Below are 12,127 nucleotides of genomic sequence, written 5' to 3'. Positions count from 1 at the left end.
GGTCCCGTAGTGTAGTGGTTATCACGCCTGCCTGTCACGCAGGAGATCGCGGGTTCGAGTCCCGTCGGGACCGCCATTATAAATTTTAAATTGGCTCGGTAGCTCAGTTGGTAGAGCAATGGATTGAAGCTCCATGTGTCGGCAGTTCGATTCTGTCCCGCGCCACCACGGAGGAGTAGCGAAGTGGCTAAACGCGACGGACTGTAAATCCGTTCCTTAGGGTTCAGTGGTTCGAATCCACTCTCCTCCATTTTTATTAGGGGCATAGTTTAAAGGTAGAACAGCGGTCTCCAAAACCGTTAGTGTGGGTTCAATTCCTGCTGCCCCTGCCATTAATTTAATACGGCGATCGTGGCGAAGTGGTTAACGCACCGGATTGTGGCTCCGGCACTCGTGGGTTCGATTCCCATCGTTCGCCCTTTTCATTGGGGTATAGCCAAGCGGTAAGGCAAGGGACTTTGACTCCCTCATGCGTTGGTTCGAATCCAGCTACCCCAGTTGGTTTCACTTGAAATCATATTTGTTATAATAGTATAATGGCGCTATAGCCAAGTGGTAAGGCAGAGGTCTGCAAAACCTTCATCACCGGTTCAAATCCGGTTAGCGCCTTAGACTACTATTAATAAAGACATGCCGGCGTGGCGGAATTGGCAGACGCGCTGGACTCAAAATCCAGTGCCCTCACGGGCGTGCCGGTTCGACCCCGGCCGCCGGTATAAAGAGCTAAGATGTTATTTCATCTTAGTTTTTTATTTGAAATTAAATAGGGTAATGGCGATCGTGGCGAAGTGGTTAACGCACCGGATTGTGGCTCCGGCATTCGTGGGTTCGATTCCCACCGTTCGCCCTAAGTAAAGAGACTAGACATCTGTTTAGTCTCTTTTTTTATTATTCAATCTGGTAGATTGAATAATACGGGGAAGAACAAACTAATAAAGAGAAAGAAAAGAAGGTAAGATAATGAGTGACATGCAAGAAACCATGAAAAAAATTAATAAATTTCGTGATGAAAGAAATTGGCGTCCTTTTCATAATGAAAAAGACTTGGCTCTATCTATCTCGCTAGAGGCAAGTGAGCTGTTGGAAATATATCAATGGAAGACCTCGCAACAAGGAAATCTTGAACGAGAACATCTCAAAGAAGAAATAGCAGATGTACTCATTTATAGCTATATGTTAGCAGACAATTTAGGCTTTGATATTAATGAAATTATTGCTGAAAAACTAAAGAAAAATGCGATTAAATATCCTAAGCCGATTGTTGATTAACCATTAAAAAAGTCTATTATTTCTTATAAATAAATTGTGGAATGGATTCAAGCTAGTAACCCGCTGTAGAAAGTGATATAGTATTTCTGAACATCTTTGAAGGGAGTTATTTGATGAAATATCAAAAACCAAAAGGAACCATGGACATTTTGCCAGGAAATTCAGCTAAATGGCAATATATTGAAGATACTGCTCGCAAAGTCTTTGGCGAATATAATTTTCGTGAATTACGAACACCAATTTTTGAACATTTTGAAGTTGTTGCCAGAAGTGTCGGCGAAACTACAGATATCGTAACAAAAGAAATGTATGATTTCTACGATAAAGGAGAGCGCCACATTACATTGCGACCAGAGGGAACAGCACCATTGGTCCGCAGTTATGTAGAAAATAAATTATTTGGTCCAGAACATGTAAATCCATTTAAGGGCTATTACATGGGGCCAATGTTTCGTTATGAACGACCACAAGCAGGACGTTTACGTCAATTCCATCAAATTGGGGTGGAAGTTATCGGAAGTAAAAATCCAGCTACAGACGTTGAGACAATGGCGATGGCGTTGGATTTTTATCAAAAATTAGGTGTTCGTCATGTGAAACTGGTTATCAATACCTTAGGTAATAGAGAAAGCCGTATGCGTTATCGTGATGCTTTAATTGCTTACTTGGAAACTGTGGAAGAACAACTTAGTGAAGATTCCAAACGTCGACTACACCAAAATCCATTACGAGTTTTGGATAGTAAAGATAAAAAAGATAAAGTAATCGTGGAAAACGCACCTTCGATTTTAGATTATTTAGATGAATATAGTGAGACTTTCTTTAATGAAGTAAAAGGCATGTTAGATGCCTTAAATATTCCCTATGTTGTCGATCACCGAATGGTACGAGGCCTCGATTACTATAATCACACTGTTTTTGAAATCATGAGCGAGGCAAAAGGTTTCGGCGGTGTATTAACGACGATTTGTGCTGGTGGACGTTATGATGGTTTGATTAGTGAGTTTGGCGGACCGGCTGAAAAAGATACAGGCTTTGGCTTTGCATTAGGGATAGAAAGAGCTCTGATCGCAATCGAAGCAGAAGGGGCGGAAATCCCAGTAGATGAAACTATCGACGTTTACGTAGCTTGTATGGATCAATTAGGGAATGTTTTAGCACAAGCTGCTGCCCAAAGTGCACGTCATGCAGGTTTAGTTTGTGAAAGAGATATTGATTTTCGTAAATTAAAAGCACAATTTAGAACCGCGAATCGCTTAGGAGCAAAATTAGTAGTTGTAATTGGTGAGACCGAGGTACAAGAGCAAAAAGTAGTTATTAAAGATATGGAAAAAGGAACAGAAGATAAAATTGCTGTTGCTGATTTAGATGATTACTTTAAAAATTATTTGAACTAATTAAAAGAGACCCATGTCATGTATTAATGCGTATGGATGTTCCAAAACTTAGATTTTCGGTCTAAGTTTTGGAAATCATTCCATCATCAGTTTACATGATCTGGGTCTTTTTTAGTTGCGGTAAAAGCGGATGTTATCTTCAATTTTTGCAATACTAAATGGTAGTTCATCATTAAAATTTGTTGTTTTGTTGTAATCAACATATTCATTAAACATTTTTTCATAGGCTGAGATCGTCAGCTTAGTGCGTTGTAATAATAGAGCTTGATGATAATCTTTCAAAAGATGTTTTTCATAACCAGATTGTAATATACCAGTGAAAAACTGTGAAACTGCTCCTGAACCATAACTAAAAAGACCTAACTTGTCACCAGCTTTTAAAACAGTGCTGTTTTCTAAGAGGGAAATCAAGCCTAAGTATAAGGAACCAGTATACAAGTTACCAACACGTCGACTATAGGTAATACTTTCATCATAGCGCTCTAATAAGCGAGTAGCATCTTGTTCTGATGCTTGTGGTAGAACTGATTGCAATGCCTTTTTACCCATTTTTGTGTAAGGTATATGAAAAGCTAATGCAGCAAAATCGCCAAAACTTTCTTGGTATTCTTTGCTATAACGATTATAAACCTTATTAAAAGAGTTAATATACGTTTCATTGGATAAAGGTCCGTCGACTAATGGATAAGCGTGGCCAGTTGGACGCCAGAAATCGTAGATATCTTGGGTTAAATTAATCGTATCATCGCTTAGGGCTAGGATTTTCGGTTGGCTACTAATAAGCATTGCTACCGCACCAGCGCCTTGTGTAGGTTCACCGCCGTTATTTAAACCATAACGGGCAATATCTGCAGCGATAACTAACGCTTTACTTTCAGGATGACGAGAAATATGATTTTTTGCAGCTTCTAAACCAGCCGTTGCACCATAACAGGCTTCTTTAATTTCAAAAGAACGGGCAAAATCTTGGATGCCCAACAGGCGATGTAAAATTACAGCACTAGCTTTTGATTCATCAAAGCTAGATTCAGTACCTACAATCACCAAATCAATTGCCTTTTTATCTTCATCGGTTAAAATTTTGTTTGCCGCATTGGCAGCATAAGTAACGATATCTTGGCTACTTGGCCCAATGGCCATTTCAGATTGTCCAATTCCGATCAAATATTTTCCGGGATCAACATTTCGCACTTGCGCTAATTCGGTCATGTCAATGTAATAAGGTGGTACAAAAAAACTAATTTTATCTATTCCGACGTTCATAAACAAACCCCTATCTTTCTAAATTTCTCTTTGAATTTGTTACTCGTGCAGTCATATTTGCTCTTATAAGGTAGCATAAAAAAAGCTTTTTGACGAAAAAATTATTTTATAATTTAAAGTTTATTTAAACTTTCTTTGCAAATGGTCAGAATTAGTTAAGGTTGTTTTTTTTTTATGAAAGAAATGATATATTTCCTAATGGAGGTGCTACATTTGAAAAGAGTAGTCATTGTTGCTGCCTTGCGCAGTCCGATTGGAAAATACAAAGGGGCATTGACCCAATATAGTGCTGTTGATTTAGGTACAAAAGTTACACAGTCGTTATTATCACGTTATCCTAAAGTAAAAGATGACATAAAACAAGTGGTATTTGGCAATGTTTTACAAGCAGGAAACGGCCAAAATGTGGCAAGACAAATTAGTATCAATAGTGGTTTATCGTATGAAGTACCAGCAACTACAGTAAATGAAGTGTGTGGCTCTGGGATGAAAGCTGTGATCATGGCGTGGCAAAGCTTACAATTGGGCCAAGGAGAAGTTGCGATTGCTGGTGGTACTGAAAGTATGACCAATGCACCACAATTGCGTCATTTTAATTATGAAACAAATGCCTACGGTGAACCTTTATCGGCGATGATTTTAGACGGTTTAACAGATGCCTTTAGCCAAAAGCATATGGGATTAACTGCTGAAAAAGTAGCAGAAGATTTTCATGTTTCCCGCAGTGAGCAAGATGAATTTGCTGTTAATTCCCAACTAAAGGCAGCAAAAGCACAAGCCAAAGGGGCTTTTGCAGCAGAAATTGTTCCGATAAAAACCATTCATGGCCTAATGGAACATGATGAAGGCATTCGTGGGAATAGCTCGGTTGAAAAGCTAAGTCAATTAAGGACTGTTTTTAAAGAAAATGGCACGGTGACAGCTGGTAATGCTTCTACTATTAATGACGGCGCCGCTGTTTTATTATTGGCAACAAAAGAATATGCAGATCTACATGAACTACCTTACCTAACTGAAATCTGTGGATTTAGTGAAGTCGGCATTGATCCGGCTATTATGGGAGTAGCTCCGATTAAGGCTGTGACAGAATTATTAGCAGCTCAAGAAAAAACAGTTGCAGATATTGATTTATTTGAGATAAATGAAGCTTTTGCAGCTTCTTCTGTGGCCGTAGAGAAAAAGTTAGGCTTAGATAGTAACAAAGTTAATCCTTACGGCGGTGGAATTTCGCTGGGTCACGCAATTGGCGCAACTGGAGCTCGGTTGTTGACCACACTTAGCCATCAGCTACAACAAGAAGATAAAGAATATGGTATCGCTTCTTTATGCATTGGCGGTGGCCTCGGCCTTGCTATGTTATTGAAAAGTCCAAGTAAAGAAAATTCAAAAAAAAAATTTTATCAAATGAGTCAAATTGAACGGCTTGAAAAATTACAAGCAGACAAGAAAATTGATCCTATTCAAGCAGCGGAGCTGTTAAATACTACGCTTGATTCAGATGTGGCAAATCACATGATTGAAAATCAAATCAGTGAAAGTGAAATACCGATGGGGCTTGCTTTAAACTTAGTAGTAAATGATAAAGAATATGCTGTTCCCCTAACGACGGAGGAACCTTCTGTTATCGCTGCTTGTAGCTATGGCGCGAAGATGGCTGAGAAATTTACTGCTGTTATTAAAGAACGTTTGTTACGAGGACAAATCGTGTTTTATGACGTTGCAGATGAAAAAACGTTAATTGAATGGTTGGAAAATAATTACGCAAGCTTATTTGAAGTTGCAAATGTAAGCTATCCGTCAATTGTGAAACGTGGTGGCGGCTTGAAAGATGTTAGTTGGCGAAAAATTGAGGGAAATTATTTGTCCTTAGATTTAAAGGTTGATGTAAAAGATGCGATGGGAGCTAACATTGTCAACGGCATACTTGAAGGGGTAGCGGCGAAATTGCGTACCGTTTTTCCAAGTGAAAAAATATTATTTAGTATTTTAAGTAATTTGGCAACTGAGTCGTTAGTTGAAGTACGTTGCCGTGTGCCCATTGCGAATTTAGCTAAGGGTGGTAATGGGCATGTCGTGGCTGAAAAAATCGCCATTGCTGCAGATTATGCAAAAAAAGATCCTTATCGGGCTGCTACGCACAATAAAGGCATTATGAATGGTATTGACGGCGTTATTTTAGCTACAGGTAATGATACGCGAGCTGTTGCAGCAGCGGCTCATGCCTACGCAGTAAAAGACGGACAGTATCAAGGTTTGAGTGATTGGAAAGTCGTTGATGACTATTTAGAAGGACGTCTTGTTTTGCCACTTGCGATTGCCACAGTCGGTGGTGCCACAAGGGTTTTGCCAAAAGCACAAGCTGCACTGAATATTTTAGCCGTAGAAGATGCCAAAGAATTAGCTGCTGTGGTTGCGGCAGTTGGTTTAGCTCAAAACTTAGCTGCTTTGCGGGCGCTTGTTTCAGAAGGGATACAAAAAGGGCATATGGCACTTCAATCTCGTTCTTTAGCAATGACGATTGGCGCAGTTGGCAGTGAAATTGAAGTGGTCAGTCGAAAATTGCAAAAAGAGACGACTATGAACCAAGCAACAGCAGCTAAAATTTTGGCTACATTGCGAGCAAGTAATTAAAATCTATGCAAAAAAAACAAGTCACTTAGAAAAGTGACTTGTTTTTTTATGCATTTGGCTAGGTTATAACGCATTTTTTAGCGATAGAATTTGGTGTAATGCAGTTTTTTACAGGATTAGCGAGCTGAAATTGGTGTTGCAGCAAAAGCTTCAATGACAGGTATCACTTCTGTTTTTAACTTATACTTTCTTTCAAGAGCTTTTTCAACTGTAAATTCGTTACTATCTTTTGCAACAGTCGCCAATAAACGTTCTTCTTTTGGTGTTTTTTCCACGACTTCATACCCGGCGTCTGTTTGGTTAACCACAAACTTAGGAAAATTTGCAATTGCTTGAGTAAAGTCTGTTACTGTCATTGGCGCGTGAACTTCTTTTTCTTTGTCAGCCCCATCTTTTTCAGCTTCTTTTTTCACGTCTTTGTCAGTAACAGCTTCTTTTTTCACTTCTTTTGGCTGTGTTTCAATTTCCACGGGCTTTTTAGCAGCAGCTTTGTCTGCTTTATCTTCTTTGGCAGTTGTACTTGATAAGCCTTGCGGCAAGTTAGGTTGTAAGTAAGAGGCAATACTATCAGCTAAGTTTGTACTAAAACGAGCGAGTAAGCCTTTTTCTTGTTTTTGGATGCGTTTAACCACAGTGTTAAAGTTTTCATCCATCGGTACAGTAAACTGTTGCACTTGAGCGCCATTGTTAAAAGCAACAGTCATATCGTCTTTTTTCTTAGGATCAATAAAAATATCCAATACTAAATTATAATCTTTTTTGGCTTTTGAAACGATTTCGTTAAACAGTTCTAAACGTACTTGTTCGAAGTTAGGTCGAAATTGTTTTAGCAATTTTTGCTTTTGTTTCTTCTTCATAAATATCTCCTTTTCTGAGTTGAGTCCTTTATGATTATAAAAAAAGTTCGGGTAAATGAAAAGCAATATTGTAAAAAAAATGAAAATAAAGGCATCGATTGTCGTTTTCAGCTAAAATACGACAACCAATGCCTCTATTTTATTGCTTCATTCCGGGTAAAATCAAAATCAACTCATTATTTTCTTCATATGCTACTAGATAACCATTAAAAGTTGTGTAAAGAGGGGTTGTAAGGTACTCTGAAATAGTTTTCTGAAACTGGGGTGTTGCCCAATTTCTAGCTGGAAAATGTTGGACCTTATCAGGCCATACTAAGAAAACAAAATCAGAACTAATGGCTGTCGTAATTTCTTTTGGTAAGTTTAGCAGTCGTTTTTGGATTTTTTCTTTTGTCATTTTAAAAATTCGCAGTATCTGGATTTTTGGCTTTCCCTACGACACCATCTAGTTTGTCAATTGTTGCCATATCTTCATCTGATAATTCAAAATCAAAAATTTCACTATTTTCTTGAATGCGGTTTTCATGAACAGATTTTGGTAATGGTAAAAAGCCATGTTGTAACGACCAGCGTAAAGCAACTTGGGCAATTGATTTGTTGTGTTTTGCCGCAATTTCTTGCATTTCTGGTACACTAAAGATTTTACCTGTACCAAGTGGGCTATAAGCTTCTAGCAAAATATCATTTGCTTGTGCATATTTCACAACTTCAGGTTGCAACTCACCTGGAGCTAAGAAAACTTGATTGACTTGTGGCATAATTTTAGCTGTTTTCTTTAGTTCATCTAAATGATGTGGCAAAAAGTTGCTGACGCCGATTGCTTTGATTTTACCTGCTTCATATAACTCTTCCATTGCTTTCCAGGTACTGGCGTTTGCTTCTTGCCAGTTATCGCGGAAAGTTACGGGGTTTGGCCAGTGGATTAAGAATAAATCAATATAATCTGTCTCTAGTTCTTTTAAAGATTGGGCGAAACTTTCCATCACTAAATCATAGCTATGGTTTTCATTCCATAATTTCGTCGTTAGAAAAATTTCAGAGCGAGGAACACCACTTTCTTTAATCGCCTTACCAACACTTTTTTCATTGTGGTAGCCTTGGGCCGTGTCGATATGGCGGTATCCAACTTTTAAAGCGGATTTAACTGATGAAACCGCCACATCGCCATCGGGTGTTTGCCAAGTACCAAAGCCGACTTTAGGAATTTTAACGCCATTTTTTAATGTGTAAGTTGATGTAAGATTTTCCATCTATAATGCCTCCAATTCTTTTTTGCTACTTCTAGTTTAGCGTAATTAGCGATTTTTTTCTTTCATTTTGTTTTAGTAAACAAATTTTAGAGTTTGCAGTATAATCAGCAGCAGGAAAGAGGCATTTAGATGAAAAAAAAATATTGGTTTGTAATTGGCATAATTATAGTATTGTTCATTATTTTTGGTGCTAGTTGGCAAATGGCACACAAGACTACCACAAAAGCTCCGGCAGAAGAAACATCTGTCTCGCGCATTTTAGCCCAGAGTAATCCGCTTTTTAAAGCAGATATCAACCAAATGGTACAAAAAGAACATTTTAAAGGTGTCATACTCGTTGTAAAAAATGGAGAAGTTATTAATCGTAGTGCCTATGGTTATGCTGATTTTGGGCGTTTGAAAAAGAATAATATTCGGCTTTCTTATCCGATTGCTTCTTTACAAAAATTTATGACCGGCAGCCTAATTGCTCAACTAGTAGCTGCAGGAAAGCTTTCCTATGAAAGTAATTTGGCTGCTTTTTATCCTAATCAGCCGGAGTTGGCAAATATCAAGATTCGGCAACTTTTAGATCATACTTCGGGTATTCAAATGGCAGAAAGTAATCCTGGAAAACTTTTGGGTCTAGAAGAAGATCAACTCAACTATGTTTTGTCAGAAATGAACGTTACACAAGATCAAAGCTTTTCCTATACGAATGCCAATTACACCTTGTTATCAGGGGTGATTAGTCAAATTACTGGTGAAAAATATGAGACGGTATTGGAAAATAAAATTATTAAACCTTTGCATTTAAAGCGAACTTTTTCTTGGGAAAAACGGCCGCCTAAGATGACCTTGCCAATTGCGTATCGTTACGAAAATGAAAAAGATTATCAAGATGATGAATTTCATGCGGATAAAGAATTATTTTCAAGTCTGCTGGGGGCTGGCAATTTATTTATGAGTATTGACGACATGTTAAAAGTGCAAAAAGGCTTAACTAATGGGCAAATCCTAACCGCAGCAGAATATAAGGAGTTGGCGCAAATTGAAGATGCTGGATATGCTGGGGGCATTTGGCACGATGAGGGGATTAAGAGTATCCACGGCTCTTTAGGCGGCTATGATACTTTTGTTTATGGCGATGAAAGCAATGAAAACCTCGTATTACTCTTTGCCAATCAACCGGCGATTAACGGTGATGATTTATTGGCAACGGATATTTATAATTTTGCGACTTCCTTAGATTAAAATAAAAGCAATGAAAAGACTTGTCTTTTCATTGCTTTTTTCTGTACACTGAATCAGAACTTTAAATTAAGAAAAGAGCGAAATAAAATGGATATCTATTTGAAAAAGGCAATTTTACACATTATTGATCGCCAAAGCGGTGATCCTGTTTATTCACAAATGGAATTGGATTTAACGACGGAGTATATTCGGGATTATTTGACTAAAAAAATTCAAAAATTGGCAAGTGCGCAAACAAAAACTGGTAGTTTAGTTGTTGGCTCTGCTTTTGAAGCATTAGCCAGTCAAGCACAAAATGATTTTGTGCAAGTTTCAGAACAATTGGTTGCCCGTTGGTATGACGTGTATAGTCAAAGTGAAGATGCTCCTAGTGCCGATGTTTTTGTCGTGTTATATGAGTTGGATACAAAAATGCAGCTGGCTTTTTTGAAGGTTAATTACAATGACGGCTTTACGCATTTTGTGGATTCATCAGAAAGTGGGCTAAATAATCAATTAATCATTAATCGGGCAATTTTAGCCGGTAAGTCGCAAAAAGCTGACGAAGGCATCACGATTGATTTAACCGATATGGTTTATGAATTGATTGAAAAAAAATATACCTTTTCTGGGGAAAAGAACTTCTATTTTTCAACCCGTGTGATTGAAAGCCAGCCTATCCCATCACTAGAAGAAAACGTCAAAGTAATCAAAAAAGTAGCCGAAAAAATCGGTAAGAAATTTGAAGCTGCTAGTCATGATGTGGTAGCTGATGTCAAAGACGCTGTCTATGAAGCAATAGAAGAAAATGGTCAACTTGAAGTAAAAGAAGTTGCCCAAAAAGTTTTTAAAGACAACATTACAGCTCAAATGGCCTTTGAAGAAGAAGTAGTAGAAAAGGGGTTTGTGAACCAAGCCCCATTACTAAGGGAAGTAAAAGAAATTACGGAAAAGAAATACAGTAAGCAAAAATTAAAACTTTCAAACGGGATTGAATTAATAGTTCCGTTAGATGTTTATCGAGATCCCAATTTAATTGAATTCACTAATAATCCAGATGGGACGATTTCAGTGATGATTAAAAATGTGGAAGATGTGATTAATCGGTTGTAGATAGAATTTGTTCAGTAGCCGGTTGCGAGTAGTTTTGTAAAAAGTGGGGATAGTATGGAATTTTCTGAATTAGAAATTATTTTGCAGCAAGAAAATGAAATTGAAAAAATACAGCGAAAAGAAGGGTATAATGTTAACGATCAGAATTTACCCTTCGAAAAGGTTGCTGTTCCTAAAATGCCGCAAGAGTCTTTTTTCAAAGAAGGAAATATTTTTATCAATAAGCATCATCGTTATTCTGTTATGCCGGCTCATACGCATTCTTTTGTTGAGTTCAACTACATGCTTTCAGGAAGTTGCATTCAATATGTTAATGGAAAAGAAATTATACTAAAACAAGGCGAACTTCTTTTATTAGATAAAGATATTGTTCAAGAAATCAATAGTCTCAATAAAGAGGATATTTTGATTAATATCTTGCTAAAAGATGAATCCATCACGACTGAATTAATTGTTAATATGGTGAAATCTAATGGTGTTGTAGGTGAATTTTTGATGAATGCTTCGAATCAGTACAGTAGCCATGATTCTTTTTTACATTTTCACTGCGGCGAAAATGAAGCTGTCCAATCTGTGTTACACCGTTTAATTTTGGAATATTATAATAAAGAGAACTTTTATATGCGGGCGATTAATTTACTAATGTCACTTTTAATTATTGAACTGACCCGAAGCATTGAAAGTCAACAAGAAGACGAAGATGAGGAACTTTTGCAATTATTACGCTACATTGAAATTCATTATCCACATCTGACCTTATCTGAAGTATCGAAAGAATTTGGTTATAACCCAAATTATATTAGTAATAAATTGAAAAAACAGACAGGCCGTTCTTTTAAAGAATTAACTAATTACATGCGTTATCAAAATAGTCTAGAATTGATGCGGGAAACAAATAAAAGTTTTTTAGAGATTGCTTATGAAGTTGGCTACGAAAATTTATCCTCGTTATACAAATTATTTGCCAAATACACAAGAGATACACCAAAAGAGATTAGAAAAATGATGGAAAAATCGAATTTTCAGGGGAATGAGTAAAAGACTCATTCCCCTTTTTCTGTGGTTTGGATAAAAATGTTGTTGGATTGTGCTATAGTTAGTTGCTTGTTATCCGCTTACAATCTTAGTAGTTAAA

The 12,127-nt window shown here is 37.4% G+C and carries 10 protein-coding genes and 9 tRNA genes; 15 read left to right on the top strand and 4 right to left on the bottom strand.

Features of this window, described 5'->3' with window-relative positions:
• The 11 genes from K4422_RS13490 to hisS all read left to right on the top strand — a co-directional run bounded on the left by K4422_RS13490 (position 1) and on the right by hisS (position 2,666).
• Positions 1 to 76: transfer RNA gene (locus K4422_RS13490), tRNA-Asp, on the top strand.
• A 16-nt stretch (positions 77 to 92) separates the two neighbouring features.
• Positions 93 to 168, top strand: a tRNA-Phe gene (locus K4422_RS13485).
• Position 169: 1 nt separating this feature from the next.
• Positions 170 to 250 (top strand) — tRNA-Tyr (locus tag K4422_RS13480).
• Positions 251 to 258: 8 nt separating this feature from the next.
• Positions 259 to 332 (top strand) — tRNA-Trp (locus K4422_RS13475).
• 13 nt (positions 333 to 345) lie between these two features.
• Positions 346 to 418, top strand: a tRNA-His gene (locus K4422_RS13470).
• Between the two features lie 8 nt (positions 419 to 426).
• Positions 427 to 498, top strand: a tRNA-Gln gene (locus K4422_RS13465).
• 40 nt (positions 499 to 538) lie between these two features.
• Positions 539 to 609, top strand: a tRNA-Cys gene (locus tag K4422_RS13460).
• A gap of 23 nt (positions 610 to 632) precedes the next feature.
• Positions 633 to 716: transfer RNA gene (locus tag K4422_RS13455), tRNA-Leu, on the top strand.
• Between the two features lie 58 nt (positions 717 to 774).
• A tRNA-His gene (locus K4422_RS13450) sits at positions 775 to 847 on the top strand.
• Between the two features lie 113 nt (positions 848 to 960).
• Entirely contained in the window at positions 961 to 1,269 is a 309-nt protein-coding gene (locus K4422_RS13445; protein WP_230711531.1) for a nucleotide pyrophosphohydrolase, read from the top strand.
• Between the two features lie 113 nt (positions 1,270 to 1,382).
• Complete coding sequence (hisS, locus tag K4422_RS13440) at positions 1,383 to 2,666, top strand: histidine--tRNA ligase (protein WP_230711530.1); 1,284 nt, start codon at positions 1,383 to 1,385, stop codon at positions 2,664 to 2,666.
• 111 nt (positions 2,667 to 2,777) lie between these two features.
• Here the strand turns inward: hisS and K4422_RS13435 are convergent, their stop codons facing one another.
• Positions 2,778 to 3,929 (bottom strand): hydroxymethylglutaryl-CoA synthase, encoded by a 1,152-nt coding sequence (locus K4422_RS13435; RefSeq protein ID WP_230711529.1) that lies wholly within the window; start codon positions 3,927 to 3,929, stop codon positions 2,778 to 2,780.
• A 213-nt stretch (positions 3,930 to 4,142) separates the two neighbouring features.
• On the opposite strand from K4422_RS13435, the gene K4422_RS13430 reads away from it, so the two are divergent.
• Positions 4,143 to 6,560: a hydroxymethylglutaryl-CoA reductase, degradative gene (locus tag K4422_RS13430; protein WP_230711528.1), complete on the top strand. Its 2,418-nt coding sequence runs from the start codon at positions 4,143 to 4,145 to the stop codon at positions 6,558 to 6,560.
• Between the two features lie 116 nt (positions 6,561 to 6,676).
• Here the strand turns inward: K4422_RS13430 and K4422_RS13425 are convergent, their stop codons facing one another.
• From K4422_RS13425 to K4422_RS13415, 3 genes are all read right to left on the bottom strand, one after another.
• Entirely contained in the window at positions 6,677 to 7,417 is a 741-nt protein-coding gene (locus tag K4422_RS13425; RefSeq protein ID WP_230711527.1) for a hypothetical protein, read from the bottom strand.
• A 139-nt stretch (positions 7,418 to 7,556) separates the two neighbouring features.
• The gene (locus K4422_RS13420) at positions 7,557 to 7,814 is read right to left on the bottom strand and encodes a hypothetical protein (RefSeq protein WP_206905433.1); all 258 of its coding nucleotides are present in this window, start codon (positions 7,812 to 7,814) and stop codon (positions 7,557 to 7,559) included.
• A 1-nt stretch (position 7,815) separates the two neighbouring features.
• The gene (locus tag K4422_RS13415; RefSeq protein ID WP_230711526.1) at positions 7,816 to 8,667 is read right to left on the bottom strand and encodes an aldo/keto reductase; all 852 of its coding nucleotides are present in this window, start codon (positions 8,665 to 8,667) and stop codon (positions 7,816 to 7,818) included.
• A 129-nt stretch (positions 8,668 to 8,796) separates the two neighbouring features.
• Here K4422_RS13415 and K4422_RS13410 point away from each other — a divergent pair, with 129 nt between their 5' ends.
• The 3 genes from K4422_RS13410 to K4422_RS13400 all read left to right on the top strand — a co-directional run bounded on the left by K4422_RS13410 (position 8,797) and on the right by K4422_RS13400 (position 12,030).
• Positions 8,797 to 9,900 (top strand): serine hydrolase domain-containing protein, encoded by a 1,104-nt coding sequence (locus tag K4422_RS13410; protein WP_230711525.1) that lies wholly within the window; start codon positions 8,797 to 8,799, stop codon positions 9,898 to 9,900.
• Positions 9,901 to 9,987: 87 nt separating this feature from the next.
• The gene (locus tag K4422_RS13405; protein ID WP_230711524.1) at positions 9,988 to 10,992 is read left to right on the top strand and encodes a nucleoid-associated protein; all 1,005 of its coding nucleotides are present in this window, start codon (positions 9,988 to 9,990) and stop codon (positions 10,990 to 10,992) included.
• A gap of 54 nt (positions 10,993 to 11,046) precedes the next feature.
• The gene (locus K4422_RS13400) at positions 11,047 to 12,030 is read left to right on the top strand and encodes an AraC family transcriptional regulator (protein ID WP_230711523.1); all 984 of its coding nucleotides are present in this window, start codon (positions 11,047 to 11,049) and stop codon (positions 12,028 to 12,030) included.
• Positions 12,031 to 12,127 lie beyond the last annotated feature (97 nt).

It is taken from the genome of Enterococcus sp. SMC-9 (assembly GCF_021011285.1).
Taxonomy (GTDB): domain Bacteria; phylum Bacillota; class Bacilli; order Lactobacillales; family Enterococcaceae; genus Enterococcus_C; species Enterococcus_C montenegrensis.
The sequence above is the reverse complement of the archived record's forward strand: the minus strand, read 5'-3'. Positions and strand labels throughout refer to the sequence as shown.

Bases quoted from the DNA above. Each gene is read 5' to 3' on its own strand.
- K4422_RS13445 (WP_230711531.1), top strand. From the start codon at position 961: ATGAGTGACATGCAAGAAACCATGAAAAAAATTAATAAATTTCGTGAT.
- hisS (WP_230711530.1), top strand. From the start codon at position 1,383: ATGAAATATCAAAAACCAAAAGGAACCATGGACATTTTGCCAGGAAAT.
- K4422_RS13435 (WP_230711529.1), bottom strand. From the start codon at position 3,929: ATGAACGTCGGAATAGATAAAATTAGTTTTTTTGTACCACCTTATTAC.
- K4422_RS13425 (WP_230711527.1), bottom strand. From the start codon at position 7,417: ATGAAGAAGAAACAAAAGCAAAAATTGCTAAAACAATTTCGACCTAAC.
- K4422_RS13420 (WP_206905433.1), bottom strand. From the start codon at position 7,814: ATGACAAAAGAAAAAATCCAAAAACGACTGCTAAACTTACCAAAAGAA.
- K4422_RS13415 (WP_230711526.1), bottom strand. From the start codon at position 8,667: ATGGAAAATCTTACATCAACTTACACATTAAAAAATGGCGTTAAAATT.
- K4422_RS13410 (WP_230711525.1), top strand. From the start codon at position 8,797: ATGAAAAAAAAATATTGGTTTGTAATTGGCATAATTATAGTATTGTTC.
- K4422_RS13405 (WP_230711524.1), top strand. From the start codon at position 9,988: ATGGATATCTATTTGAAAAAGGCAATTTTACACATTATTGATCGCCAA.
- K4422_RS13400 (WP_230711523.1), top strand. From the start codon at position 11,047: ATGGAATTTTCTGAATTAGAAATTATTTTGCAGCAAGAAAATGAAATT.